Source organism: Chlamydia poikilotherma (assembly GCF_900239975.1).
Taxonomy (GTDB): domain Bacteria; phylum Chlamydiota; class Chlamydiia; order Chlamydiales; family Chlamydiaceae; genus Chlamydia; species Chlamydia poikilotherma.
Genome location: NZ_LS992154.1, coordinates 106,522 through 132,682, shown reverse-complemented (window position 1 = coordinate 132,682; position 26,161 = coordinate 106,522). Strand labels below are relative to the sequence as shown.

Below are 26,161 nucleotides of genomic sequence, written 5' to 3'. Positions count from 1 at the left end.
AAAATATGAATAAAAAGGGCTGAAAAGCCCTTTAAACTATAGGGTAGCCACTTCTTCTTTGCTGGATTTTTCCACAGCAGTCCTGTTCATAGCTACTTCTGATGCAACTCGATCTGCTTCCAAACTCTCAGCAACGGCAGCAGCTTCTTTTATGTTGTACTCCCTTCCTATGAAAGCAACAACAGCTATCCAAACTACCATTATTAAAAGAAGTACTACAGCTATCACATTAAGACTAGCAGCAACAGATGAGAAGATAATCAATAACCCTTGATAAACTAAGGAACCTCCTGATTTACCTATCCGAGATACCACACCGTCAATGGCAGCCTTACCAAAGTTCTTCTCGTCATTAGGTAAAGGAATAAACGCCATTTCTTTAGTCTGATCAAAGAATGTAAATTTAGCCGCGCGAGAGAACACATTTTGCATCCCGCCTATCCAAGCTGCTATGGCCAAAGGAGCCATATTGAAAAAGCCGCCAAAAATCATGATATCTCTTTTTACAGCAAATACAGCACCAAAGAATAGTACACCCGTTACCAACATAACAATTGGGGTAGTTAATGCACCTACCGTCCAACCCCATTTCCGAATACTTTGCCCGGTAAGGAAAAGAGCTGCGCAAACGGAGACAATTCCTATTAATGTTGTGATCCTACTCATATAGCTGTTGAATTCAACATGGGAGCTATAAATCTGACTAACTTGATCTTTCCAAACCACTTCGAATAAGTGGATAACAAGGTTATAGGATAAAACTATAACGGCGAGACCTAGTAAATACCGAGAACGAATGAGGTAAAGAAAAAGGCTTTTTGCCTTAGTCTTTGTCTTTTTCTTTGCTTTTACACTAGCCACACTCTCCTCAACTTGAGGCAACTCCTCACGAGAAGATTCGGAGGAAGAAAACGCTGTAGAGAAATTATAGGTATGTTGTGTAAGGAAGTGAACTTTTCTATATAGCCAAATCATACACAATCCAGCCAGAACGATTAAAATGGTGAGGTTCATCATAACCTCGTGCCATTTATCCTTAACAAAGGGATAAACAAAAAGAGAATGCTTACCCATCCAATAGGAAATTTCACCAGCAAATACGGAAGAAAGGTTTAGCCCCGTATTAATTAAGGCGTAAAATCTTCCAGCTTCCTTTACACTAGTCACTTCGTTAGCCAACCCCCAAAAAAGGGTTGAAAGAATCACCGAACTCCATAGTTCTGACATTACATAGTATAGACTGTAGCTCCAATAACGGATCATTACAATAAATCCACGTAAGCCCTGTGGCAGCAATTCTTGTAGCCTATCTGCAAAAGAATGCAAGTGTAGGGCATCCCCCATAGGGTAAATTACTACGGCAAATAAGAAAAAGAAACCGAGAAAAGTACCTATAAAGGAATAAAAAACGGTGTCTCTAGGACACCGATTACTTAACCAACCGTAGATCATAGTAACGATAACGGCTCCAGGAACTATTCCCCAGACTTTCAAGAACGGTATAACTTCCGCACCCGCATCAGACCCTACCACCACTAAAGTATCTTTCATACTTTTTAGGAGGCAATAATTAAATCCCACGAAAAAGGCTAGCCAGAAAAGAGGAATAAATTTTGGGAATTCTGATCGATATATGGGGCAGAAGTACGCCCGCAGTCTTGAAAAGGGTTTCATCTCTGATGACTGCATAAACTCCTTCCCAAAATTATAGAGCATAAAGATTTGTAAACAGATGATAAATCATGCCTAAAAGACTTTGAACCCGTACAGTTCTTATAATACTTGTTGCTGAGCAAACGGCAAGGCATATTTTAAAAGACTATGACAAATGTAAAGGACTATTGTAGCGAAACACTTCCTAAAATACAAGTTGTTCCTGCGAGATCCTTCTACTCTTTTTTAAATAAAAAATTTACCAGAGCCTTTAATCGAGGCACTGTTTTCTGTAATCTATCACTCTCTCTAAGAAATAGAGAAATCCAAGAATAATTAACGGCATTAACCCAATTACAGGGATGTGCACACCTGCAGTGACTCCGAGCAAAATAATAAATTGAACCACTGTAAAGATCTTTCCAAAGAACAGAGCTCGGTAATCGTAGCCCTTCCATCCCCTAACAATAGAGAGGTAGATGGCAAAAAGCACAAGGAAAATGTCTCTAGCAAAAATAAGCAGGAGGTGCTCGGGAGATAAGGATCTCTCCCAGTACAAGATAGCAACACAAACAAAAACAAAGAACTTATCAGTAAGAGGGTCCAGCATAGAACCAAAACGACTAGTTGCTTTATAACGGCGCGCAAGATAGCCATCTAAAACATCACTAGCCATGGCGCCTAAAATGACCAACAGACGCAGGTGAATCTTTTCTTGGTAAAAGAATAAGGCTAGCCATATACGTGATAGAGAAAGTAAATTACAAAATTGTCTCATGGTTTTGGCTAACATGATCTTTTTAAGGAATCTTAATATAATCTAAAAGAGCTTATTATAGGATATGCCAACCCTACAGGCAAGAAGAGAGTTCCTCCCTACAATAACTGTTTTCTAGATTACCTTATATTGATACCTATTTGATATTTTAGAAAAATTTTAAAGAAAAAGAGCAACTAATTAACTTTATTAGAAAAATCGGAAAGAGAGGGATTCGAACCCTCGGTACCCTTTAGAGGTACGCGTCCTTAGCAGGGACGTACTTTCGACCACTCAGTCATCTTTCCTTAGTAAAGGTATACCGGAGTTCCCGAGAGAAAAACCTGTTACTACCTTTCTGTCCAATAAAGCAGAATAATTCCTCTCCTCAATGAAAGCAAGTTAACTTTTAGGACTCCGTTCTCCAAGTCATTTAATCTCTTAATCCAGACAAAAGAGGTTAAGACAAATGCGAATTCAATTCTATTGTAAGTCAATATTAGTGATCTAGTAATTTCTATGGCTCATTCTTCGAGTTTTTGCTGAATATTTAATAGAAACTTTATTGACTTTCCCTACCTTTATGACTTGAGCATATATTTTCGATATCCTAACCTGATCTCTAATAACTCCTGCATCTAGATCGTATCATAAAAACTATGTCGACTCAAACAGAACAAATTCCCGCTCCCACACTACCAAGTCCGCCTAATTCTAAAGAATCGGAAATGATTGTTCTCGGGTGTATGTTAACAGGAGTTAATTATCTTAACTTAGCAGCCAACCAGCTTAACGAAGATGATTTTTACTATCTCGAACATAAAATCATTTTCCGAGTCCTCCAGGATGCTTTTAAACACGATAAACCTATAGATGTACATCTTGCAGGAGAAGAACTTAAAAGAAGAAATCACCTTACAGTAATCGGAGGTCCTAGTTATTTAATTACCTTAGCAGATTTTGCAGGAACCGCAGCCTATATTGAAGAGTATATTCAGATCATTCTTTCTAAATCCATCTTAAGAAAAATGATCCAGACAGCTAAAGAAATAGAGAAAAAAGCAACTGAGGAGCCCAAGGACGTTGCCGTTGCTTTAGATGAAGCTCAAAATGCTTTATTTAAAATTAGCCAAACAACCTCCCTCACACAGTACGTTCTCGTTGCCGATAAACTTCAAGGTCTGGTCTCTGCTCAAGAAAAGCCCTTTCTAATACAATTACAAGAAAAACAAGAATTCTTCCAACAACACGCACAAAGTGGTGATGCTTTACCTATTTCAGGCATTCCGACGCATTTCATTGATTTGGATAAAATGGTTAATGGTTTTTCCCAATCCAACTTAATGATTCTTGCAGCCCGACCTGCCATGGGGAAAACTGCTCTTGCTTTAAATATCGCAGAAAATATGTGCTTTCAAAGTCAACTTCCTATAGGAATTTTTTCTTTAGAGATGACCGTCGATCAACTAATTCATAGGATCATATGTTCTCGATCTGAAGTGGAATCTAGAAAAATTAATGTGGGGGATTTATCTGGACAAGACTTTCAACGTATTGTTTCTGTTGTAAATGAAATGCAGCAACATACTTTACTTATAGATGATCAGCCTGGATTAAAAGTGACTGATCTTAGAGCTCGAGCGAGAAGAATGAAGGAAAGTTACGACATTCAATTTCTGATTATCGATTATTTACAACTTCTTTCAGGTTCAGGAACATTACGTTCTGCAGAAAGTCGTCAAACAGAAATTTCAGAAATTTCAAGAATGCTGAAAACTTTGGCTAGAGAGTTAAATATTCCTATTCTTTGTTTATCACAGCTATCTAGAAAAGTGGAGGATAGAGCCAATCATAGACCTATGATGAGTGATCTTAGGGAAAGTGGAAGTATAGAACAAGATTCCGACTTAGTCATGTTTCTATTACGTAGAGAATATTACGATCCAAATGACAAACCTGGAACAGCAGAACTTATAGTCGCTAAAAACCGTCATGGATCTATAGGTTCTGTTCCTTTAGTTTTTGAAAAAGAACTTGCGCGATTCAGAAATTATGCAGCTTTTGAATTCAATGGTTAGACAAATTTTTTATAAAAACCCTTGTTAGACATTATCAAAAAAAATCTATGCTATTTCTCTAGACAACCTCGATTAAAATCGTTAGTGGACCACAAAATATCTTTGTAGTAACATTCTCTTTGTTGTTTCCTGTGAGGAAAACAAGTACCGCAATCCTAGGTTTACTTAGTGTATTGAGACTGCGGGATAAAACGAAACAGTGAAGCACAGTGTGCCTAATAACTTTAGGTATCTAAGGAATAGTTTTAATTTGGCTATTCTAGTTGGTGGCCTTTTTTCATTGAGGAAAGGTCAAGTTACACATTCATATTCATACGCTAACAATAAAAAAGACTATGTCATCTGTTAAGAAAAAACGAAGACTTAAAATCGCTAAACATAAGCGCAATAAAAGACGCCGAAGAGACCGTCATAAAAATAAATAATTAGCTAGTTTATGTGGACTCACCCAATTAATTACGATGTTATTGTAGTTGGTGCTGGCCACGCAGGTTGCGAGGCTGCATTTTGTTCTGCAAAAATGGGAGCCTCCGTACTAATCTTAACTTCAAACTTAGACACCATTGCTAAGTTAAGCTGTAATCCTGCCGTCGGTGGTATCGGTAAGGGGCATATTGTTCGAGAAATCGATGCCCTAGGCGGTATCATGGCGGAGGTTACTGATCAGTCTGGAATACAATTTCGTATCTTAAATCAGACCAAGGGTCCTGCTGTTCGTGCTCCAAGAGCTCAAGTTGATAAGCAAATGTATCATATTCATATGAAACGCTTATTAGAGGGCACCTCGGGCTTGCATATCATGCAGGGGACGGTTGAATCTTTATTAGACAATGAAAGTGTCATCCAGGGTGTTACAACAAAAGAAGGAATCGTTTATTTAGCAAAGACGGTTATTTTATCTTCTGGGACGTTCATGCGCGGCTTAATTCATATTGGGGACCTTAATTTCCCCGGTGGACGTCTTGGGGATCCTGCGGCAACAGGGTTATCAGCAGCTCTAAAAGAGCGTGGTTTCCCAATTAGTAGATTAAAAACGGGTACTCCTCCCCGCTTATTAGCTTCTTCCATTGATTTTTCTGTAACAGAAGAGCAACCTGGAGATCCGGGTGTAGGATTTGTTCATAGAGACGAACCTTTTATCCCCCCCCTACCTCAGGTATCTTGTTATATCACTCACACTACCCAGAAAACCAAAGACATCATTGCAGCTAATATTGGCCGCTCAGCTTTGTATGGAGGCCGTATTGAGGGTATAGGACCTCGATATTGTCCATCTATTGAAGATAAAATTGTTAAATTTGCAGACAAAGAACGTCACCATATCTTCATAGAACCAGAAGGAATTAATACTCAGGAAGTTTATGTTAATGGTTTATCCACATCCATGCCCTTTGATGTGCAATATGACATGATCCGTTCGGTTCGGGGATTAGAAAATTCGGTTATTACCCGGCCTGCTTATGCTATTGAATACGATTATGTTCATGGAAATGTCATCTATCCCACTTTAGAAAGTAAAATTATAGAGGGTCTATTTCTATGTGGGCAAATCAATGGCACAACAGGATATGAAGAAGCTGCTGCTCAAGGTCTTATTGCAGGAATCAATGCAGTAAATAAAGTACTTGGAAGACCTGTATTTATTCCATCAAGGCAAGAGTCGTATATTGGCGTGATGCTAGACGATCTCACCACTCAAGTATTAGATGAGCCTTATCGTATGTTTACAGGGAGAGCAGAACATCGTCTGCTCTTAAGGCAGGATAACGCTTGCTTACGCTTATCCCACTATGGTCGTGATTTAGGTCTGCTAAGTCAAGAACGTTACGAAATCTTTGAAAATCAAAAGCAAATTATAGAAGAAGAAAAACTTCGTTTAAGTAAGACCTTCAAAAAGTACGGAAATTCTGTTGTTTCTCTAGCAAAGGCTTTATGCCGTCCGGAAGTATCTTACGATATTTTAAAGGAAACGTTCCCTAATGACGTACGCGATCTCGGCTCAACACTTAATGCCTCATTAGAAATGGAAATTAAGTATGCAGGGTATATAGATCGTCAGAAATCTTTGATTCATAGTCTATCAAAATCAGAGAACATGGCTATTCCCGACAACATAGATTATCAAAATATTTCCTCATTAAGTTTAGAGGCTAGAGAAAAACTAGCTAAATTTACCCCAAGAACTATAGGGTCTGCTTCAAGGATATCAGGAATCGCTTGCGCCGATATCCAAGTATTGATGGTTGCTATAAAAAAACATGCTCACCAATAAATGTATTTTCTTAAATCTATCCGGAATAACTATCTTTGAGCAATTACAAATAGAAGAAGCTCTTCTACGCAACTGCGAAGAAAATATCTGTATTATTAATTCTAACGCACCGAAAGCAGTCGTCCTCGGCATTTCAAGACATCCAAACGAAGACCTTCATATCCCTGAATTGCGATCTGATAATGTTCCCATAATTAAACGTTACAGTGGTGGTGGGACAGTATTTATTGATGAAAATAGTTTGTTTGTAACTTGGATTATGAATTCTTTCGAATCCATGGCCAATTCTCACGATTTGATGCAATGGTCTTATGACATTTATGCACCTATCTTCCCCAAGGCTTTTTCTATTAATGAAAATGATTATACTTTAGGTGAGAAAAAAATCGCAGGAAATGCTCAATATATCCAAAAGTCCCGTTGGGTACATCACTCAACATTTCTATGGGATATGGATATAGACAAACTTAAACGTTATCTACCAATACCCCAAAAACAACCTTCATATAGAAAACAACGTTTACACCAAGATTTTCTAACGACCATTCGTCCTTGGTTTTCCACTAAAGAAAGCTTTTTTGATAAATTAAAAGCATCTGCGGGTAGTATTTTTCTTTGGGGAACTCTTTCAAAAAATGAACTGAAAGATATTTTGAAAAAGCCTCACAGAAAATCAACAACGTTATTATGAAAATGTTTTTTAACTATTTGGCCGAGTTAACTATTTCGATTTTGCTGAAAAAATAGCTAACTTCTATAGCCGCATTTTCTAAACTATCAGATCCGTGTACCGCATTAATTCCTATAGATTCACCGAACTGAGCACGAATAGTCCCCTGAGCAGCTTCTTGAGGATTTGTAGCTCCCATAATTTCTCGGTTACGAACTACAGCATTATCACCTTCGAGGACCATAACAACAACTGGACCCGAAATCATAAAATCTACAAGCTCTTGAAAAAATGGCCGCGATTTATGAACAGCATAAAAACCTTCAGCTTCTTTTACTGATAAATGCATCATTTTCATAGCAGCTATACGAAATCCTGATTTTTCAAAGATTGCAACAATCTCTCCAATGTGAGCCTTGCCGACAGAATCAGGTTTGATAATTGATAGCGTTTGTTCCATGTATATACCTATCTCCTTAAACAAAATGAAGTGAATGTGAGAGAAATTATACCACTATCTTTAGGAAAGTCTAGTTCTTGTTCAATCCTTGTAAGTTCTTTTTTAAAGCAATAGGAAGAATTTCGGCTAACGAGGCATTGTTTGGAAGTTCGCTCATAGCTTCAGCAATCATCCTCTCAGCCGAAGATTTAGGATATCCTAATGCGGCTAAGGCCTGTATCCCTTCATCCATACATGAGGGTTTTGCGGGAGCCCAAGAAGTAATTACTTGAGAATCTAGAGGAAGCAGATCCGGAAGCTTTTGCTTGAGATCCACCATAAGTTTTTCTGCTGTTTTTTTCCCTATACCTGGAACAGAAGCTATAGCTTTGACATCCTCAGCACGCGCTATAGAACAAAGTTTATTAAGAGAAAAGGTATTCAATATCGCTAGGCCTGTCTTAGGACCTACTCCAGAAAATGAAATTAACATACGGAAACATTCACGTTCTCCTCGAGAGTTGAATCCATAAAGAACATGTTCTGTTTCACGAACAACTGTATAGGTATACACAACAACTTCACGATGTAATTGACTCGATAATTCAATCAACCATCGATCGGAAGCGAAAATACTAAACCCGAGTCCCTGACACTCGATTACAATGGTTCCCGAACTGATATAAGTAAGAATTCCGCGAATATAGTCGTACATTATCGAACTCCTAAACAAGTATAGGCAGAAGTATGCGCATGACATATTGCTAATGCAAACGCATCTGCAATATCCTCACAATTAGAATTTAAGACGTCAGGAATATTTAAAATCTTACTAACCATTAATTGCACCTGCTGTTTAGTCGCATTTCCTTTTCCTACAACAGCTCTCTTAGCTACATTTGGAGCATATTCAAAAACAGGAATGTCTCTTAAAGCAGCTGAAAGGACGAGTACACCACGCGCCATACCCAATTTTATAGTACTTTGAGGATTCTTATGAACATATTGAGTCTCAAGAACCACAGCATCAGGAGTAGTATCATCTAATACTCCGGATAATGTTTGGAAAAGCTGTTTATAACGTTGTGTTAGTGAATCTTTGGAAGATAAACGAATGGCCCCATAACTATGAGCTCGTATCTTATAACGCTGTTCAACAAGAATAATAGCATACCCAGAAACTAGTGTCCCTGGATCAATCCCCATAATCAATTGCGTCATAATTGAGTCCTTATCCAGACTTAAGAAACGTGCTCCGAATGGAGTATGTAGTGTTTATTCTATGTTAGCCATATATAATTACAACTAGAATCTTGATGTAAGATCTACTCTACAAGTCCACTACATTTTGATTCCTGAACACTTTCAGTACTATTACAATCTAAATCTCTACCTAAAAGCTGTTTTAAACGGGATACATTCAAAACATCTTCGAACCCAAGTTCCTTATTAAGCCTCTGTATTTGACAATACTGCTCTTCAACAAGATCTTGTAGTAAAGCAACTTCCTTCTTCTTCTGAACTAGCTCATTTTGAATCTGTAGGAGTTTCCCCGATTCGGTATTTATATATGCAGTTTGTCTATAGTTCTGTAACTCTAGACTCAATCTTGCGATTTCTTCTTGATATTTCTTATCTTGATCAGCTTTTTTCTGATGTAAACTCATCATAGCTTTATTCAAATCTATTATTTCCTGCTGTTTTAATAAGCTTTCTTTTGACCCCTGTTCAAACATATCAGTTTCAGGAATACGAGATAGAGTTAGCTTGTCCAACTGCTCCTCGAGGATCTTAATCTTATGTTCATAACAGAGGCGTCTTCCTTCACTAATTTCTGTTTGCTGAACACTTTCTATCAAATCTCGTTTCAATTCATCAATAATGTCATTTTGATGACGGGCTTGCTGTAACTTTTCAGAAAGACGATGTTGTAACCAACCATTCTCATTCCTTAGCTTTTCAATTTCAGTATTTCTAACCTCATCACGAGATGAAAACTCTTTTTCTAAAGCTGAAAATCGATGTTTCCATTCTAAATGGATATCTTCCTCATCAGAAAGATCTTCTTGTAACAACTCGGGTTTATTTGGGATAAGTTGCCCACTCATTTTACTACAAACATCTGCTAAAGTATGACAAGCGTATTGCCATTCCATAATGTCTGCATCTTTCCATCGACAGAGCAACAGAAGCATAGATCTCGAGTATATATCGTAATGATTTGAAGAAGAACAAGTGGAGTTGCTAGACCATATAGAAGTTAGATGCAGCTTAATTGCCGATAAGAGCCGCCGCAAAGGATACCTCTAAATATTAATTAGATTTTCCCGGTTTATAGCACAGGAAGGAGTTATTGTCTCAATTTCACAGCCAATAAAAAGACATGAAAAATCTAGAAAATCTAAGTTGATGTTTCCTAGTGTGGATACCGAATTTTAGAATTTCACAAAAAAATAAATGAAAATAAAAAAATCGATTAGCTCGCACTACATTCAACAACGAGAGCGAATCATTAGGTTAAGATCTAAACAAAAAAGAAAAACTGCTCAGAACAAGACTCGAACTTGCACGGGCTTGCGCCCAAGGGATTTTAAGTCCCTAGTGTCTACCATTCCACCATCTGAGCAATAATGAAGAACCCTGTCAATTATGAATTAAATAACTGATGTGATTCGAACTATAATTTTTGGAAGTATCTATTTTAAGAAAAATACCAAAAATATAACTCAAAATCTTATCAGATGACACTTTCTAGATCAATGGTTTTCAAAGAGAAGACAGACAAAAATCTCTAATGAATTGCCTACTCATCCTCTGCTGGGAAAGAAGATGGTAAAGGCTGTTCACAAGCTGGAGCAACCCCCATTTCTTCTTCAGGGAAAATAATTGTCTGATCACCCGATAATAAAGCATTAATCACTTCAGAACTTTCAGTTACTAAAGCCTGTAAAGATTCATCTAAATCAGCTGAAGTCACTGTAGGGTCCGAAACAGCTTGAGAAATAATCTCAGAAATTAATTTCGCAGGAGGAGGTAATAGAGAAAATTTCTTTTGCTCACTTAATTTACTTTCTTGGGATTCCTCCCAAAGTTCTTCAGTAACAGCATCGATAATTTCTTGAGAAGATCCCGCCACTTCAGAAACCTCTTTATTAGTTTTCTTGCGGCCTTGCTTTTTCTTCTCTTTCCATTTATCCCCTTTGCGTTCTTTTTTCTCTTTTTTAGTTGTAGAATGAGAAGATGCTGACGTAGTGGAAGTTTCTGAAGATGAAGATTCAACTGCAACCACTGTCTCTGAAGAGCTTTCTTCAACAACAGCTACGGGAGCAGCCTTAGGCAATTTAATTAAGGCTTCTCGGCCTCCGGCAATTTTAATACCACGATCTAAACCTACTGCTTTAAGGTTGATCTTAGTATCTCGAATTTCCATTACTTCGTAATCGCCTGCGGGAACAATGAATGGTTTACTATGATCGCAGTTACGAAAAAAACAGGTGTTTCCTAAAGAAATCACTTCAACTGCTTCAACAACAAAAGGATCCTGAGAAAGATGCTTAGTATTACGAACTGATAACTTGTATCCTTCCCTCGACGTAATTACAGTTTCAATGACTGGATCTCTTGTAAAATACACGAATTTAACCTTTTATTTAGAGTTCTTTGTTACATACTCTAATAAATCAACTATGCGAGTTGCATACCCTATCTCATTATCATACCAGGCAACTAGTTTGAAAAAACGATCGGTTAACGCTATCCCTGCACCAGCATCAAATATAGAAGAATGTTCACATCCTATAAAATCAGAAGAAACTACTTCTTGATCCGTATAACCTAGAATCCCACGCAAATTAGTTTCTGAAGCATTTTTAATAACTTTACATATCTCTTCATACGTTGTTGACTTCTGTAATCTTACAGTAAGGTCAACGACAGAAACATCAGCAACAGGAACTCTGAAAGCCATTCCGGTTAATTTATTCTTTAATTCTGGGAGGCACAAGGCAACAGCCTTCGCAGCTCCTGTAGAAGCGGGAACAATATTTTGAAAAGCTCCTCTACCACCTCTCCAATCCTTCTTAGACGGGCCATCTACAACACTTTGAGTGGCTGTAGCAGCATGAACTGTGGTCATTAAGCCTTCTTCAATACCAAAATTATCTAGCAACACTTTAGCCAAAGGAGCAAGACAATTTGTTGTACACGAGGCATTAGAAATAATGGTATCCTTATCGGAATCGAATGTATTCTCATTTACTCCCATTACAAATGTCGGGACATCTCCTTTTGCAGGAGCAGTAATAAGCACACGTTTCGCACCAGACTCAAGATGTTTCGCAGCATCTTCTTTTTTGGTAAATAAACCTGTACTTTCAATAACAGTATCTACACCTAGATCTTTCCAAGGAAGCTTCTGGACATCCCGCTGATCTAATAATTGAATTCTACGGCCATCAACAACAAGATAGCCGTTATCATAAGATACGTCTGCTGGGAAGCGCCCATGAGTAGAATCGTATTTAAATAAATACGTTAAAGCCTCCCCAGGAACAAGATCATTAACAGCGACGACTTCAATAGGAGAGTTTCTTTTTAGAATTTGTCTTAAAACTAATCTTCCAATCCGTCCAAAACCGTTAATTACAACTTTCATCACTATTCCCTAGTAGTCAGCATTCGCAAAAAATAGCCTAATTAGCTAAAAATTCTATAATACACTTTCGTGCATTATCACCAACTCTATTTTGCAACTTCAAAATACGCGTATAGCCGCCATTTCTAGAGACAAAACGAGTACCCAATTCATCGAATAGTTTGTTTATTATTGTACGATCTACGTTATAAGCTGATAGATCGCCTGCCTTAGCTTGACGAGCTTCTTTACTTGTCAACTTATTGTATCTAACCATTAGCCTAGCAACAGCTAAACGTCTTGCAGCCAATGTATTTTTTTTAGCTAATGTAATCATCTTATCCGCACATCGACGCAACTCTTTTGCCTTAGGCAAAGTAGTTTCGATTCTCTCTTGATGGATTAGAGACTTTAACATGTTAGCTAACATACAACGATTATGCGCAGAAGTACGACCAACTCTAAATTTCTTTCTAGCGTGTTGCATATACTTAATTATCCCTTGACGTTTTTAGACCGAATTTTTTCGGCATAACCCTTCATTTTTTCTTTTACGTTGTCTAAACCAACGCCAAATTGACTGAGATCCATTCCCAATTCGAGCTTCATTTCCTTTAACTTATTCTTAATCTCACAAAGAGACTTCTTGCCAAAGTTTCTGAATTGCAACAGGCGGGGCTCTGGCATAATTACCAGTTCACCAATGGTTTCAATGTTTGCATTAGATAAACAGTTCGTAGATCTTACAGACAATTCAATCTCATTAATACCTAAAACTAATTTATGAAGAATATCGTCTTTATTCTCTTTCTCAATGGAAATAGCTTCTTCAAAGACTATTTTCTTCTCATCCATTTTTTCAAAAATAGAGAAATGCTTAGTTAAAATCTGTGTAGAGAAAGCTAATGCTTCTTTAGGAGATACTCTACCATCTGTTTCTACATGCAAAATTAAGCGATCGAAATCTGTATCTTGACCGACACGAGTATCTTCTACAAAATAATTAACCAAAACTACGGGCGAGAAGGCTGCGTCTAAAATAATCTCATTCACACCCTTATCTTCGAGAATGATTCTCTCAGATGTAGAATATCCTCTTCCAAAAGCCACTCTTAAGGCAATTTCAATTTGCATGGGCTGTGTTACAGTAAAAATTAAATGATCTGGATTAACAGACTCAAACCCGCCTTCTTGTAACAAATCAGCTAACGTTATAAATTTTTGACCACCACAAGCAGCCAGATCAGAGGCATCTACAGAAATAGTAGACTTTAACAATTGAGTGCAACGACCGTCTTCGCTATCTTGGAAAGGATATTTCTTAAGCAAAGCCCCTTTCAAATTCAAGACGATATTTGTTACATCTTCTACGATTCCATCTATTGCCATGTACTCATGAAGTACGCCAGTCATAGAAAAAGAAATAATTGCAGGAGCCTCTAAACCAATTAGCAATGCCCTTCTTAAAGCATTACCTAAGGTATGGCCCATACCCCTTTCCAGAGGCTCTGCGACAAAACTCGCCTGCTTATCAATCGATCCCCCGCTACCTTCTACAGCCATCATTTTGACTGACTCTGGCAATTCAAATTTATCATAAAGTAAATTTTGTGAATTATCCGACATCCCTTTCTCCTTCCCTAAAACTACACTCTGCGCCTTTTTCTTGGTCGACAACCATTATGAGGAACAGGAGTTTCGTCACGGATGACAGAAACAACTAAACCAGCGGCTATGAGAGCGCGAACTGCAGATTCCCTACCAGCTCCGGTGCCTTTTAAACATACTTCGACTTCTTTAAGGCCAGAATTCATAGCATTTTTTGCAGCGTCTTGTGCAGCCACCGTTGCAGCAAAAGCAGATGACTTACGAGATCCAGAATATCCAACTTTTCCAGCTGAAGCCCAAGAGATAGTATTCCCTGCAGGATCTGTTATAGACACAATCGTATTGTTGAAGGTAGCCTTAACATGAACAACGCCTGAAGGAATATTCTTTAATTGTTTTCTTTTTACGCCTTTTTTCTGCGTTTGATGTTTAACCAAAACACGTTCTCCTAAAAAAATTATTTCTTCTTGCCTGCGACCGTTTTACGTTTGCCTTTACGTGTTCGAGAATTTGTTTTCGTTCTCTGTCCTCTTACAGGCAGTGAAAGACGATGTCTTTGTCCACGATAAGCGTGTATAGAGATCAATCTTTTAATATCTGACTGCACACGACGTCGCAAGTCTCCTTCAACTACATATTCTGACTGCAGGAGAGAATTAAGACGGCCTATTTCTTCTTCCGTCAATTCAACAGCCCTAGCTTCAGGATTCAATTGCAATTTTGCAATAATCTCTTCAGAACGAGCTGGCCCTATCCCATAAATATATGTAAGACTTATTTTTAATTTTTTCTTCGCAGGAATATCAATTCCAATGATGCGTGGCATACGTAGGGCCTCCCTTAAAGTAGTATAAGCATCTTAGGTCAAAAATTGTTATTTTTCAATGCCTTCCTTTGGAACGATCTTTTTTCAAAAAACTATCGTACCGACGCATAAGCAAAAAGGCATCTACTTGTTTCATCGTATCTAAAACCACACCAACTACAATCAACATTGCAGTGCCGCCTAAAAAATAACTTACATTAGCATCTACATGAAGAACACGTCCTAAAATAGATGGTAAAATAGCGATAACAGCTAAAAAAACCGCTCCTAATAAAGTAACACGGTTCATGGTGTATTCTAAATATGTTTGTGTAGGCTTTCCTTGTCGAATTCCAGGAATAAAAGCGTTATTCTTTTTCATTTCAGAAGCAATTTGTTCCGGATGAAACTGGGTTGCTGTCCAAAAATAAGTAAAGAATATTATAAGCAAAACATAACATGAGGAATATACCCAACTACCTGGGGATAACATCATAGCAATTCGTTTAAGCCATGAAGAATCCGAAGACATGAATTGCCCTATAGTCGCAGGAAACATTAGCAAGGACGAAGCGAAAATAACAGGTATAACGCCCGCATAGTTTACCTTCAGCGGCAAATAGGATCCTCCTCCAGGGATTTCTCTCCTACCAATTACCCTACGTGCATATTGCACGGGAATTTTTCTCACACCTTCAATAATCAATATTGTTGTGACAAGAACAAATATAAAAATAAAACATAATAAAAGCAGTGAGAACAAACCTAGTTGAGAAGGATCTTGAGAACCAAGATTTAGCTTACTTACTATTGATCCCAAAACAGAAGGAAAAGAAGCTAAAATCCCGAGACTGATAATCAAGCTAACACCGTTACCAATACCTTTATCAGAAATCTGTTCACCTATCCACATGAGCAGTAATGTTCCTGTTGTCATAACAATAACTGTTGTTGTGTAGAATATCCAAGGAGCTCCAAATAGCTTGGATGACAACAAAGTTGGAAGAACAATGCCTGGAATAGACATATTCATTTTTAAAGCAAACTTGGCGAAAAGTAATGATTGAATAAATGCTAAGCCAACTGTAAATAGACGGGTTAATCTACCAATCTTCCTTTTGCCCTGATCGGGGCTCTCACGCATTTCCCTTTGTATTGAGGGCATAAATACTAAAAGAAGTTGGACTATGATAGATGCGGAAATATACGGAACCACACCTAACGCAATAACTGTCATTTGTGCAAAAGCTCCCCCAGAAAAAATATCAGCTAATTGAAATAAATTCTGACTGGAACCTAGCAATTGTTTAAAGTAAGCTACGGCGCGTTCTCCGTTAATTCCTGGGACAGGAATGAACACACCAACTCGGCAGGCCGCAAGCAAAGCAAAAGTAAAAAATAACTTTTGTCTTAACTCAGCAATGGAAAATATCTGTCGTAAGGTTGTCATAATCAGGCCTGAAAAATTCTATCTTTAAGCAACACCAATAAGGTTTCGGACTCCTTGAGACAATACTACATTAGCGTCCTTCCAGATAAATGTTTTCTCTAATTCGCCTTTAACAATGACTTTCACTCTAATCGCGTGCTTATCTATTGCTCTTTTTTGTTTTAAAGCATCTAAAGTAATTTCTTCTCCTTCATTGAATAAAACATTCAAACGTTGAGTAGTAATTTCTTCGACACATTTATCAAAACGTTTATGAGAAAATCCTCTTGTGGGAACTCTTCTATAAAGAGGAACTCCGCCTCCTTCATAACCAAATCGACGCTTATAACCAGAACGGCTTCCATCTCCCTTATGGCCTCGGCAACTTGTTTTGCCATGACCTGAACCAGGACCGCGTCCCAATAATTTTGTTCTTCTCTTTCTTTGTGAAGGATCTTGTAACGATTCTAATTTAATCATGTGTCACTCTTCTCCTTTGTAAAACGTCTTTCCTGCTAGAAAGACTCAAGAGAGCTTTAAAAGCTGCCTTTACTTGGTTCATAGGGTTATTTGAGCCTAAACTCTTGGCAACAATATTTTTGACTCCAGCCATTTCCAAAATCAAACGAATACGTGAACCTGCTACAATTCCAGTTCCTGGTTTAGCAGGTTTCAAAAGCAATTGAGCTCCGTCCTGATCAACTAGAACTTCATGAGGAATAGAATCACCTTCCAAAGATTCAATTGTAACTAGATTCTTTCTCGCAGCTTCTCCACCTTTGCGAATAGCATCTGTTAATTCATTTGCTTTGGCAAAACCGTAGCCCAAGCGTCCCTTACCGTCACCCACCAAAATAAGTGCGGAAAAACTAAATTTACGACCGCCCTTGACTACTTTTGAACAACGATTGACAACAAGAACTTTCTCCTCTAGCTGATCTTCTTTGTGAGAATTCTTTGATAACGTCATCTCTTAAACCTTCATTAAAACTGTAATCCGCCTTCTCTAGCACCATCAGCTACCATGGCAATAACTCCATGATATTTGAAAGGACCACGATCGAATACAACTCGATCCACCTGAAGACTTTTCCCTATCTGGGCAATTTGGGTTCCTAACGTTTTAGCAACGTCTTGATTTTTTTTAATTAATCCGGAAGCCTTACTTGATTTCGCCATAGTTGAGACAGAAGCCAAAGTTTTGCCAATAGAATCATCAATTAATTGTACATAGATATGCTTGTTAGTCTTTACAACAGACAAACGAGGCTTTAAAGAAGAGCCTCTTAAGACTTTACGCACTCTTAAAGCCCTGCGAACTTTCTTTTCAGACTTCTTGAATAACGAATTTTCCATAACCTAACTCTGCCTTGCTACACTATTTTTTACCTGTTTTTGCCGCTTTCCCAGCCTTACGACGAACATATTCGTTCTCATAGCGGATACCTTTACCTTTATAGGGCTCAGGACGACGTTTGGCACGGATACTAGCAGCAAATTCTCCAACTAGCTGCTTATTTATTCCTTTCACTGAAATTAAAGTGTTCTTTTCAACAGTAACCTGAAGCTCCGCAGGAATAGGCATTTTCGTAGGATGAGATACCCCGATAGATAAATCTAAAATAGATCCTTGAACGGCAGCTCTAAAGCCAACTCCTATCATTTCCAATCGCTTCTCGAATCCTGTGCTGACTCCTTGAACCATATTAGAAATTAAAGCCCAAAACAAACCTTGCATACGACTTGGTCTATCAATGACACCAGGAGCTGCATGAACAAAAACTTCCTTATCTTTGATATCGATAACCACTTCTGGTGCTAATACTTGTTTTAAAGAGCCCTTAGGACCTTTTACTAAGATTTCATTATTTTGAATGGAGACCTCTACTCCTTGAGGGAGCACAATAGGGTCTCGAGCTTTACGAGACATTCCTTACCGTCCTATAAATTCTTTTATCCTGTTACCAAACTAAACAGAGTAGTTCGCCACCAATATTTTTAGCCCTAGCTGTCGATCCATCTAACACCCCTTGAGATGTTGAAAGAACAGAAATACCCATATTTCCGAAAACATAAGGGATCTTTGCTGCAGGAACATAAACCCTTCTAGAAGGTTTAGAAACTCGCTTTAATTGGCTTATCACAGGCCTGCGGTCATTACTATATTGTAAAAAGATACGCATGGTACGTTTGCGACTCTCTTCCTTCACTAAATAATGAGCTAAAAACCCATGTTGCTTCAGGATTTTTACAATCGCTTCACGCATCTTGCTGTGCTCTAAATCCACATATAAATGCTCTGCCTTCAAAGCATTTCGGATTCGAGTTAATAAATCGGCTATAGTATCACTTGTCATGCCCATACTGATCTTATATCTCCCCTATTGAGTCTTCTTAAAGCGCAAACCCATCAACTCTAAAAGAGTAGTGCATTCAACATCTGTTTGTGCTGTAGTTACCCAAGTAATATTCATTCCTTGGGTTCTCTTAACGCGATCTAAATCTACTTCAGGGAAAATCTGCTGATCATCTAATCCCAATGAATAACATCCGCGCCCATCTCCTTTACTCGAGAAACCACGGAAGTCACGAATTCTAGGAGAGATTATGTTGCAAAAACGATCCATAAAATCGTACATACGCTGACCACGCAAAGTTACTTTAGCACCAATGCCTTGTCCTTCACGAAGTTTGAAACCAGCGATGGAGTTTCTAGCCTTTGTAACCAAAGGTTTTTGTCCGGAAATCATAGAAAGTTCTTCTAAATGAGCCTGGAAAAGATTTTTATCTTTAGCTGCTTCAGCAAGACCCATACTTATAACAATTTTTTTAAGAACAGGAATTTGCATGGTATTTCCATACCCAAACTTTTCTTGGAGGGACTTTCGGATCTCTTCAGTATATAGTTTTTTTAACCTGCTCATATTAACCTTTTCTCTCTTTCACAGAACGATATAGTTTAGAAGTGCCATCAGGAGATCTATTCCATAACTCTCGTCCGTTTTTAGTAACTTTGACAGAAAGTTTTGCTCGAGCACCGTCTATACTTAAACGCACGTTAGAAACATGTATCGGAGCTTCAATATTAATCCTTTTACCCTTAGGATTTTCTTGACTGCGCTTGATATTTTTCGTACGAACGTTGATTCCTTCAACGACCACTTTATTTTTTTCTCTAAGACAAGATAAAACTTTACCCTGCTTTCCCTTGTCGTTCCCAGCCAGCACATAAACCGTGTCGCCAACACAAACACTATGTCTTTTCATATCTTTTCTTATCCTTAAATCACCTCAGGAGCCAAAGAACTAATTTTCACAAAGCCACGATCTCGAATTTCTCGAGCAATCGGACCAAAAATTCGTGTTCCTTTGGGATTTCCTTTTTCATCGATAATTACACAGCTATTAGTATCGAATCTCAAAGAAGAACCATCTTTTCTAAGAATATCGCGGCGCGTTCTAACAATTACAGCTTTAACCACGTCGCCCTTTTTGATAGAGCTATCAGGTTCAACATCTCTAACGGAACATACAATGATATCACCCACTGTAGCGTAACGTCTGCGAGATCCGCCTAAAACTTTAAAACACTTTACTTTTTTAGCCCCGGTATTATCGGCAACTTTTAATTGACTTTCTTGCTGAATCATAACTGCATCTACCCAACGTTGCTAATCTACCAAATTAACTTATACGCTCAACAACACGCCATCTTTTCAATTTAGACATAGGTCGCGTTTCTTGAATTTTAACTTTATCGCCTTCAGAAACGTCTAAACCATTATGCGCATAGTACTTTTTAGAGTCTCTAACAACTTTAGCGTACTGAGGATGGGAGAATATTCTTTCTACTCGAACAACTACGGTTTTATCCATTTTTGATGAGACAACAACACCAACTTTGACTTTTCTAAGGCCTCTTGCTTCACTAGCCATCAATTTTTCCCTCTTTTTCTTGTATGACCGTCATAGATCGAGCTATGTTTTTCTTATACATAGAGAACAAGTGCATCTTAACTGCTTTATTCTGTAAAGCAGACTCAGCTCTTAAAGAAAAAAGAGCTTTCTTATTTTCATGGATAAATGCGTCTAGCTCAACTCGACTTTTCTCTCTAAGCTCAGCCAATAATTTTTTCTTTGCTGCCATATACTTATACCCTTTCGACTCGCTTCACAAAACGTGTTCTTATCCCTAATTTTGCTGCAGCTCTTCTCAAAGCATCCTGAGCATCTTCCCTGGAAACGTTAGCCACTTCAAAAAGAATTCTACCCGGACGAACGACTGCTACCCAATGATCTGGAGCACCCTTACCTTTACCCATACGAGTTTCTGCAGGCTTTTTAGTCACGCTTTTATCGGGGAAAATACGAATCCAAACCTTCCCCTTACGTTTTAAATATCTATTGATAGCAACCCTGCAAGCTTCTATTTGTCGGCTAGTCACCCAACCTCTTTCTAAGGTCTGCATTCCAAACTCGCCAAAGTCAACAAAAGTAGCCCCCTTGCTTAGGCCTGCAAATTGACCTTTTTGCTGTTTGCGAAATTTTGTTCGTTTAGGCATCAACATAATAATTCACACACACACTTGTTTACAGCTATTGTGCAGCTGGAGCCGCAGCGCCAGCAGTAGCATTAGCCGTAGAGGTTTTTTCTCCAAGATTAATCCAGACTTTTACGCCGATAATTCCATAAGTAGTCTCTGCGGATGCTGTGGCGTAATCAATATCAGCTCTCAATGTATGCAGAGGAACACGACCATTTTTATACCATTCAGAACGGGCAATCTCAGCACCTGCCAATCTTCCAGACACCTGTATTTTAACACCGATAGCTCCGGCATCCATAACAGATTGCATAGCCTTTTTCATGGCACGTCTAAAAGAAACTCGGCGTTCAATTTGTCTAGCAATATTGTCTGCCACTAATTTTGCATTCAATTCGGGGCGTTTAATTTCTGCTATTTCTACCCAAACTTCTTTACCAGTAAGCTTTCTTAGTTCTTCTTTTAAAAGATCTACCTCTGCTCCTTTCTTTCCGATAACTAATCCTGGGCGAGCGGTTTGAATTGTAACCTCAATCTTACCACTCATACGTCTCACAACAAAGCCCGCAGCCCCTTGACAAGAAGGTTTTTTTCTTAAATGTTCTCGAATTTTAACATCTTCAATAAGAAATTTACCAAATTCTTGGTTGTTTCCATACCATAGGGAGCGCCATTTTTTAGTGACACCTGTACGAAAACCGATTGGACATCCTTTCTGACCCATAACTTCTCCTACCGCTCCTTCTCACCAACAATAACAGTTAAGTGACTAGTGCGTTTTAAAATTGGGGATCGCCCTCCCCGACTTTTCGATTTAGCTCGCTTATGTACAGGACCTGCATCTACTCTGACTTCGATAACACTTAATTGCTCACGTTTCACGTTCTGATTAAGCTCGGCGTTAGCTACAGCACTGTCTAAAACTTTTTTCAGACATCTTCCAGCTTTTAGCTGAGAAAAACTTAACTGTTGCTGAGCTTCCTTAACACTTAAATTTCTCATAAGCCCGGCAGCTAGTCGAGCCTTGCGAGGCTGAATCCGTATATAGCGGGCGGTCGCTTTAAACATGACATGTCTCCTTTAGACTTACCCTTTCTTCACGGGATGACTTTTAAATATTCTTGTTGGGGAAAATTCTCCCAACTTATGTCCTACCATAGTTTCTGAAACAAAAACTGTTAGAAACTTTTTTCCGTTGTGAACTTCAAATGTGTGGCCAATCATTTCAGGGGTAATCATAGAACGACGAGACCAAGTTTTAATTGGAGATTTCTTCTCCAGCAAGTTCATAGCACGCACTTTTTTTATCAGATGGTGATCAACAAAAGGACCCTTTCTTAACGATCTACTCATAATCCCTATTTCCTACGATCTTTAACTATCCACTTATTGCTTTTACGCTTGTCACGAGTTTTTAGCCCTTTCGTGACTTTACCCCAAGGAGTGCGTGGAATATAACCATTATGACGGCCTTCACCACCTCCATGAGGGTGATCGACAGGGTTCATAGCAGTACCACGAACGGTTGGGCGAACGCCTTTCCATCGCTTTCTTCCTGCTTTACCATCAACACATAAATTGTGATCGGAATTAGAAACTTCGCCGATAGTAGCTCTACAACCTTCATTTAACATGCGAAATTCGCCTGAAGGCATTTTTAATGTAACATACCCTGGAGTTTTAGCAATAACCTGAGCAGCCAAACCTGCTGATCTTACTAATTTTCCGCCAGAATGGGGTCTCATCTCAATATTATGAACGGTTGACCCTAAAGGCATGCTTTTTAAAGTCATGCAACAGCCCACTTTGAAAGGACTGCCCTCTCCAGAGATAACTTCATCTCCTCTTTTTATGCCTTTTGGAGCAAGTATGTAACGTTTTTCTCCATCAGCATAACTCAATAAAGCAATGTAGGCAGAACGGTTTGGATCATACTCAACAGAAACTACCTTAGCTTCAATACCGTCTTTGTTACGCTTAAAGTCGACAACTCGGTATAGACGTTTAGCCCCTCCACCACGGTGACGGCAGGAAATGTGACCTAAATTATCACGACCACCTGAACTCTTTTTGAAAAACGACAGCTTTTTATTTGGCCGCACACTTTTCCTAGTTCTTTTCCCCGATAACTCTCCTTGCCTAGTTAGCTCATCGAAAGCCGGAAGAACCAACTGTCTAGTCCCTGGAGTTACTGGCTTAAACTTTTTAAACATGTTTTTCTTCCCTCTAATAGATTACCCGATAGAATGGCCTTCATAGAAGGTCACAACTGCCTTCTTAAATCCTGCAGTCTTTCCTTTTCGTTTTCCACGAAACATTCGGGCTGGCTGAGGCTTCACACATATCGTGTTTACACTTTTAACTTTTACTTTTTTATCTGCATAAATAGATTCCAAAGCTTGCGCAATTAAAGGCTTCGTGGCATCACAAGATACAACAAATGTATACTTTGGATGTTTGCAGAAACTACCTTTCTTTTTGCCCTCACCATTCCCAAGACTCAAAGCTTCTAATGTTTTGGCCTTCTCGGTTACATAATGCCGTTTGATTACATCATAAGGATCTTTCATGTCCTAATTTTCCCTTTTAATCTTTCGTTCCAGAAATAAGATGCCCGGCGAGTCCTCTCAGAGCTTTTTCGGAAATCACTACATTATGGGCAGAGGCTAGATCGTATCCATTGATATTCATTCCATACGTAAAACCACGCACAGCTGATAAATTTCGCAAACTTAACCTTAAACCTTCATTGTTTTCAGCATGATCTAAATCATCAATGAAAAGAATTCCTCGACACTCTACATTACAAGATTTTAAAAACCTTAAAGCTTCTTTTGTCTTTGGAGAAGACAAACTACTTGTGAACACGCTGTCATCAACCACAATCAATCGATTTGTTTGGATCTTTTGAGACAACAACAAACGAATCGCCGCTCTTTTTTCTTTTCTATTAATACGAACATGTTGATCAAACTTAGGCTTGGGGCCAAAAACAATGCCTCCTCCACGAAACTGAGGAGAAGCTAAACACCCCTGACGGGCATTTCCCGTGCCTTTCTGCCTAAAAGGCTTTTTAGTAGAATGGCTGACTTCTGAACGATTTCTCGTACATGCAGACCACTGTCTCTTGTTGGCGCGAATGGCCACAAGATAGTCTTTCACTAATTGAAGCCCATTTCCTTCTTGAATAAAAAAGGCATCTGGCAATTCAACCTCTCCCGCCTTATTCCCAGAAAAATCAAACTTTGACAATAAAACCATTAGGACCTCTTCTGTATTACCCTTTTGCTCTAGAAGAACGTCTGACGACAACAACAGAGCCTCTAGGACCAGGGATCGCTCCCTTCACCAGTAATACTTTTTTCTCTAAATCTATTTTTACCACTTCTAAATTCTTAACGGTTACATTGACAGTACCCATATGACTAGGGCGCTTACTTCCAGGGAAGCATCGCCCAGGAGTTGATCGCATTCCTATAGAACCAGCATGACGATGAAATCCAGAACCGTGAGTTTTAGGACCTCCACGGAACCCGAATCTCTTCATGACTCCTTGGAATCCTTTACCTTTAGAAACACCGCTAATATCTACAGAAGAGATATCTTCAAGAACCTCTAAGCCAAATTCGTTTCCTAAAGAAACTTCATTAATAGCATCCTCGGAAACACGAACTTCCTTTAATAAACCAAAAACACGAGAACCCGACTTCTTAAAGTGGCCGAGCTTAGGCTTGTTCATACGTTTTTCCAATGTCTTTTCTGGGACATTGATTTCATTCGCGCCCATCTGAATAGCATTGTAACCATCAGTTGAATCAACTTTTATTTGAGTAACAACATTGGAACCCACGCTAATTACCGAACACGCAACCAGATTTCCATCTTTGTCAAAGACATGAATCATGCCTTCTTTTTTTCCCATTAAGCTAAGCTGAGATCGCATATAATTACCCATTAATACAATGGTCGCACTCAAGCGAGAGCAACCAGGCAAGTCGTTTTAGCATTTTTACTCGTAGAATTCCCTAAAAAGAAAAGGAACCTTTTCCTTAAGAAAATAAAAGGAGAGGTTATCAGAGGGAGAAGATTTTTACAATAAGAAAAAGCGGGAACGCCTTAATGAGAGAAAGATAAAAAGTTATTATAAAATCTTAGTTTGTTAATAAATAAAAAAATCGCTTCTAGGTTTTCTAGAAGCGATTTGCAACATTGTCTTAAACTGACAAATCTTTTTCTTACGAATTGGACCAGACGCTGTAAAGACCAATACCACTGGAAAGTGTAACGGCTCCCGATGTCACAGCCAATCGAATTGGGGCAGAAAATGGGAAAGGAATTAATTTGAATAAATCAGCGACCAATTCAAATGCTTTTTCTAAAATTCCAAGTATTGTCTTTTTAACAGCTTTGAAGTGCGATTCTTTTAACTGTTGAGATACTTGATTATAAACTTCAGGATCCATTGTCTCTGTCGTTCTAGCGTTTAATAATCCGTCAGAAGCACGTTTATATGCACGGTTTTCATAGAGCAAGGATGCGGCTCCGCCGATAACACCCGCAGCATGGTTTGCTGTCATTAGATAGTTTACACTATTGCCGAGTCCTTCTTTTGCTTCCGAAGAAAGGAAAGGCTTGTTAGCAAGTTTGTTAGCCAAGAGTATCGGACGGCTGACACCAAATGTTGTGATGTAAGTAGCCGCACCAATCGCAGAGCAACCCTCTTTAATCGCCGCCAGCGCGTGGTCACTTTTAGTGAGGTAGATTTTGTTGTAAGACAGACCCTTCTCAAGACTACCAAGATTATACTCTGCTTCTGGAGTAAAGCATTTCTTAATATGGTGAAAACAATTCTTAGAGGAGTTAACACATCCAGGAATCGAACCGTTCAACACGTTAGCTAAAGCTACAACAGATCTAGCTGTACTTAAAGTTCCGGCTACATTTTTAGCCACTTGAAGAGAAGCTCCTGTACTTCCAGAACTTTCTATAACGCCGCAGCTAAATTCTGATACCGATTTAGCGAATTTAAACGCCTTGTCTAGGCTTTTTGTACTGCCAACAAAGCGCGCTAAATGGTTGTTCCCATTCGTAAAAAACTGTTTAATGCAATTGCCGGCCTCGCCTCTCCTAGTTCCTTGCATTGTTGTTTGCAGAAACACGTTTTTACCGCCCATAACTAGGCCAGTTACACGTGGTATTGCAGATGCCATATCCACCTCCCTAAAATTAAAAGGTTTTCAGCAAAAAGATAACCGTTTTAAGTCGCAATTATA

Annotated in this window: 36 protein-coding genes and 2 tRNA genes; 4 read left to right on the top strand and 34 right to left on the bottom strand. The window is 38.7% G+C overall.

The window, feature by feature from the left end; translation table 11 throughout:
* Window positions 1-36 precede the first annotated feature (36 nt).
* The 3 genes from npt2 to C10C_RS00660 form a co-directional block, all read right to left on the bottom strand.
* The gene (gene npt2, locus C10C_RS00670; protein WP_117273815.1) at window positions 37-1,689 is read right to left on the bottom strand and encodes an NTP/H+ exchange transporter Npt2; all 1,653 of its coding nucleotides are present in this window, start codon (window positions 1,687-1,689) and stop codon (window positions 37-39) included.
* Between the two features lie 235 nt (window positions 1,690-1,924).
* Window positions 1,925-2,431, bottom strand: a complete 507-nt coding sequence (locus C10C_RS00665; RefSeq protein ID WP_117274751.1) for a CDP-alcohol phosphatidyltransferase family protein — start codon at window positions 2,429-2,431, stop codon at window positions 1,925-1,927.
* A 199-nt stretch (window positions 2,432-2,630) separates the two neighbouring features.
* Window positions 2,631-2,718, bottom strand: a tRNA-Ser gene (locus tag C10C_RS00660).
* A 351-nt stretch (window positions 2,719-3,069) separates the two neighbouring features.
* Between C10C_RS00660 and dnaB the strand changes: the two genes are divergently transcribed.
* From dnaB to C10C_RS00640, 4 genes are all read left to right on the top strand, one after another.
* Window positions 3,070-4,488: a replicative DNA helicase gene (dnaB, locus tag C10C_RS00655; protein ID WP_117273814.1), complete on the top strand. Its 1,419-nt coding sequence runs from the start codon at window positions 3,070-3,072 to the stop codon at window positions 4,486-4,488.
* A gap of 335 nt (window positions 4,489-4,823) precedes the next feature.
* Window positions 4,824-4,913 (top strand): AURKAIP1/COX24 domain-containing protein, encoded by a 90-nt coding sequence (locus tag C10C_RS05280; RefSeq protein ID WP_072667724.1) that lies wholly within the window; start codon window positions 4,824-4,826, stop codon window positions 4,911-4,913.
* 11 nt (window positions 4,914-4,924) lie between these two features.
* Complete coding sequence (mnmG, locus tag C10C_RS00645; protein ID WP_117273813.1) at window positions 4,925-6,760, top strand: tRNA uridine-5-carboxymethylaminomethyl(34) synthesis enzyme MnmG; 1,836 nt, start codon at window positions 4,925-4,927, stop codon at window positions 6,758-6,760.
* Complete coding sequence (locus C10C_RS00640; RefSeq protein ID WP_117273812.1) at window positions 6,747-7,451, top strand: lipoate--protein ligase family protein; 705 nt, start codon at window positions 6,747-6,749, stop codon at window positions 7,449-7,451. The genes mnmG and C10C_RS00640 overlap by 14 nt, the downstream gene beginning before the upstream one ends.
* Window positions 7,452-7,464: 13 nt before the next feature.
* On the opposite strand, the gene ndk is transcribed toward C10C_RS00640, so the two are convergent.
* The 31 genes from ndk to C10C_RS00485 form a co-directional block, all read right to left on the bottom strand.
* On the bottom strand, window positions 7,465-7,890 hold the full coding sequence (gene ndk / locus C10C_RS00635; protein WP_117273811.1) for a nucleoside-diphosphate kinase: 426 nt from the start codon (window positions 7,888-7,890) through the stop codon (window positions 7,465-7,467).
* Window positions 7,891-7,960: 70 nt separating this feature from the next.
* A complete protein-coding gene (gene ruvA / locus C10C_RS00630; RefSeq protein WP_117273810.1) occupies window positions 7,961-8,584 on the bottom strand; it encodes a Holliday junction branch migration protein RuvA in 624 nt (207 codons plus the stop codon).
* On the bottom strand, window positions 8,584-9,090 hold the full coding sequence (ruvC, locus tag C10C_RS00625) for a crossover junction endodeoxyribonuclease RuvC (RefSeq protein WP_117273809.1): 507 nt from the start codon (window positions 9,088-9,090) through the stop codon (window positions 8,584-8,586). Before ruvC ends, ruvA begins: the two co-directional genes overlap by 1 nt.
* A 104-nt stretch (window positions 9,091-9,194) precedes the next feature.
* On the bottom strand, window positions 9,195-10,025 hold the full coding sequence (locus C10C_RS00620) for a hypothetical protein (protein ID WP_174222240.1): 831 nt from the start codon (window positions 10,023-10,025) through the stop codon (window positions 9,195-9,197).
* A gap of 387 nt (window positions 10,026-10,412) precedes the next feature.
* A tRNA-Leu gene (locus tag C10C_RS00615) sits at window positions 10,413-10,495 on the bottom strand.
* A 177-nt stretch (window positions 10,496-10,672) separates the two neighbouring features.
* Entirely contained in the window at window positions 10,673-11,503 is an 831-nt protein-coding gene (grgA, locus tag C10C_RS00610) for a GrgA family transcription factor (RefSeq protein WP_117273807.1), read from the bottom strand.
* A gap of 12 nt (window positions 11,504-11,515) precedes the next feature.
* Window positions 11,516-12,523 carry a type I glyceraldehyde-3-phosphate dehydrogenase gene (gene gap, locus C10C_RS00605; protein WP_117273806.1) on the bottom strand — a complete coding sequence of 336 codons (1,008 nt, stop codon included), beginning with the start codon at window positions 12,521-12,523 and terminating at the stop codon, window positions 11,516-11,518.
* A gap of 37 nt (window positions 12,524-12,560) precedes the next feature.
* Window positions 12,561-12,989, bottom strand: coding sequence for a 50S ribosomal protein L17 (gene rplQ / locus C10C_RS00600; protein WP_117273805.1), 429 nt, complete (start codon window positions 12,987-12,989; stop codon window positions 12,561-12,563).
* 8 nt (window positions 12,990-12,997) lie between these two features.
* Window positions 12,998-14,128, bottom strand: a complete 1,131-nt coding sequence (locus C10C_RS00595) for a DNA-directed RNA polymerase subunit alpha (RefSeq protein WP_117273804.1) — start codon at window positions 14,126-14,128, stop codon at window positions 12,998-13,000.
* Window positions 14,129-14,148: 20 nt separating this feature from the next.
* Window positions 14,149-14,547 carry a 30S ribosomal protein S11 gene (rpsK, locus tag C10C_RS00590; protein WP_117273803.1) on the bottom strand — a complete coding sequence of 133 codons (399 nt, stop codon included), beginning with the start codon at window positions 14,545-14,547 and terminating at the stop codon, window positions 14,149-14,151.
* A 20-nt stretch (window positions 14,548-14,567) separates the two neighbouring features.
* Window positions 14,568-14,936, bottom strand: coding sequence for a 30S ribosomal protein S13 (gene rpsM / locus C10C_RS00585; protein ID WP_117273802.1), 369 nt, complete (start codon window positions 14,934-14,936; stop codon window positions 14,568-14,570).
* Between the two features lie 55 nt (window positions 14,937-14,991).
* On the bottom strand, window positions 14,992-16,365 hold the full coding sequence (gene secY / locus C10C_RS00580; RefSeq protein WP_117273801.1) for a preprotein translocase subunit SecY: 1,374 nt from the start codon (window positions 16,363-16,365) through the stop codon (window positions 14,992-14,994).
* Between the two features lie 24 nt (window positions 16,366-16,389).
* Window positions 16,390-16,824: a 50S ribosomal protein L15 gene (gene rplO, locus C10C_RS00575; protein ID WP_117273800.1), complete on the bottom strand. Its 435-nt coding sequence runs from the start codon at window positions 16,822-16,824 to the stop codon at window positions 16,390-16,392.
* Window positions 16,817-17,314 (bottom strand): 30S ribosomal protein S5, encoded by a 498-nt coding sequence (rpsE, locus tag C10C_RS00570; RefSeq protein WP_117273799.1) that lies wholly within the window; start codon window positions 17,312-17,314, stop codon window positions 16,817-16,819. Before rpsE ends, rplO begins: the two co-directional genes overlap by 8 nt.
* Window positions 17,315-17,328: 14 nt before the next feature.
* Window positions 17,329-17,700 (bottom strand): 50S ribosomal protein L18, encoded by a 372-nt coding sequence (gene rplR, locus C10C_RS00565; RefSeq protein ID WP_117273798.1) that lies wholly within the window; start codon window positions 17,698-17,700, stop codon window positions 17,329-17,331.
* 22 nt (window positions 17,701-17,722) lie between these two features.
* Window positions 17,723-18,274: a 50S ribosomal protein L6 gene (gene rplF, locus C10C_RS00560; protein ID WP_117273797.1), complete on the bottom strand. Its 552-nt coding sequence runs from the start codon at window positions 18,272-18,274 to the stop codon at window positions 17,723-17,725.
* A 31-nt stretch (window positions 18,275-18,305) separates the two neighbouring features.
* The gene (gene rpsH, locus C10C_RS00555) at window positions 18,306-18,707 is read right to left on the bottom strand and encodes a 30S ribosomal protein S8 (protein ID WP_117273796.1); all 402 of its coding nucleotides are present in this window, start codon (window positions 18,705-18,707) and stop codon (window positions 18,306-18,308) included.
* A gap of 18 nt (window positions 18,708-18,725) precedes the next feature.
* Window positions 18,726-19,268, bottom strand: coding sequence for a 50S ribosomal protein L5 (gene rplE, locus C10C_RS00550; RefSeq protein ID WP_117273795.1), 543 nt, complete (start codon window positions 19,266-19,268; stop codon window positions 18,726-18,728).
* A 1-nt stretch (window position 19,269) separates the two neighbouring features.
* Window positions 19,270-19,611: a 50S ribosomal protein L24 gene (gene rplX, locus C10C_RS00545; RefSeq protein ID WP_117273794.1), complete on the bottom strand. Its 342-nt coding sequence runs from the start codon at window positions 19,609-19,611 to the stop codon at window positions 19,270-19,272.
* 14 nt (window positions 19,612-19,625) lie between these two features.
* Window positions 19,626-19,994: a 50S ribosomal protein L14 gene (gene rplN, locus C10C_RS00540; protein WP_011006076.1), complete on the bottom strand. Its 369-nt coding sequence runs from the start codon at window positions 19,992-19,994 to the stop codon at window positions 19,626-19,628.
* A 34-nt stretch (window positions 19,995-20,028) separates the two neighbouring features.
* Window positions 20,029-20,280 (bottom strand): 30S ribosomal protein S17, encoded by a 252-nt coding sequence (gene rpsQ, locus C10C_RS00535; protein ID WP_117273793.1) that lies wholly within the window; start codon window positions 20,278-20,280, stop codon window positions 20,029-20,031.
* On the bottom strand, window positions 20,273-20,491 hold the full coding sequence (gene rpmC / locus C10C_RS00530; RefSeq protein ID WP_117273792.1) for a 50S ribosomal protein L29: 219 nt from the start codon (window positions 20,489-20,491) through the stop codon (window positions 20,273-20,275). Before rpmC ends, rpsQ begins: the two co-directional genes overlap by 8 nt.
* Window positions 20,492-20,495: 4 nt before the next feature.
* Window positions 20,496-20,912, bottom strand: coding sequence for a 50S ribosomal protein L16 (gene rplP / locus C10C_RS00525; protein WP_117273791.1), 417 nt, complete (start codon window positions 20,910-20,912; stop codon window positions 20,496-20,498).
* A 28-nt stretch (window positions 20,913-20,940) separates the two neighbouring features.
* Window positions 20,941-21,612, bottom strand: a complete 672-nt coding sequence (rpsC, locus tag C10C_RS00520) for a 30S ribosomal protein S3 (RefSeq protein WP_117273790.1) — start codon at window positions 21,610-21,612, stop codon at window positions 20,941-20,943.
* An 8-nt stretch (window positions 21,613-21,620) separates the two neighbouring features.
* Window positions 21,621-21,956 carry a 50S ribosomal protein L22 gene (gene rplV, locus C10C_RS00515; RefSeq protein WP_117273789.1) on the bottom strand — a complete coding sequence of 112 codons (336 nt, stop codon included), beginning with the start codon at window positions 21,954-21,956 and terminating at the stop codon, window positions 21,621-21,623.
* Window positions 21,957-21,974: 18 nt separating this feature from the next.
* Window positions 21,975-22,241 carry a 30S ribosomal protein S19 gene (gene rpsS, locus C10C_RS00510; RefSeq protein ID WP_011006070.1) on the bottom strand — a complete coding sequence of 89 codons (267 nt, stop codon included), beginning with the start codon at window positions 22,239-22,241 and terminating at the stop codon, window positions 21,975-21,977.
* Window positions 22,242-22,246: 5 nt separating this feature from the next.
* On the bottom strand, window positions 22,247-23,101 hold the full coding sequence (gene rplB, locus C10C_RS00505) for a 50S ribosomal protein L2 (RefSeq protein ID WP_117273788.1): 855 nt from the start codon (window positions 23,099-23,101) through the stop codon (window positions 22,247-22,249).
* Between the two features lie 21 nt (window positions 23,102-23,122).
* The gene (locus C10C_RS00500; RefSeq protein ID WP_117273787.1) at window positions 23,123-23,458 is read right to left on the bottom strand and encodes a 50S ribosomal protein L23; all 336 of its coding nucleotides are present in this window, start codon (window positions 23,456-23,458) and stop codon (window positions 23,123-23,125) included.
* Between the two features lie 16 nt (window positions 23,459-23,474).
* Window positions 23,475-24,149 carry a 50S ribosomal protein L4 gene (rplD, locus tag C10C_RS00495; RefSeq protein ID WP_117273786.1) on the bottom strand — a complete coding sequence of 225 codons (675 nt, stop codon included), beginning with the start codon at window positions 24,147-24,149 and terminating at the stop codon, window positions 23,475-23,477.
* 16 nt (window positions 24,150-24,165) lie between these two features.
* Complete coding sequence (rplC, locus tag C10C_RS00490; protein WP_117273785.1) at window positions 24,166-24,831, bottom strand: 50S ribosomal protein L3; 666 nt, start codon at window positions 24,829-24,831, stop codon at window positions 24,166-24,168.
* A 292-nt stretch (window positions 24,832-25,123) separates the two neighbouring features.
* The gene (locus C10C_RS00485) at window positions 25,124-26,098 is read right to left on the bottom strand and encodes a CT529 family inclusion membrane protein (protein ID WP_117273784.1); all 975 of its coding nucleotides are present in this window, start codon (window positions 26,096-26,098) and stop codon (window positions 25,124-25,126) included.
* Window positions 26,099-26,161 lie beyond the last annotated feature (63 nt).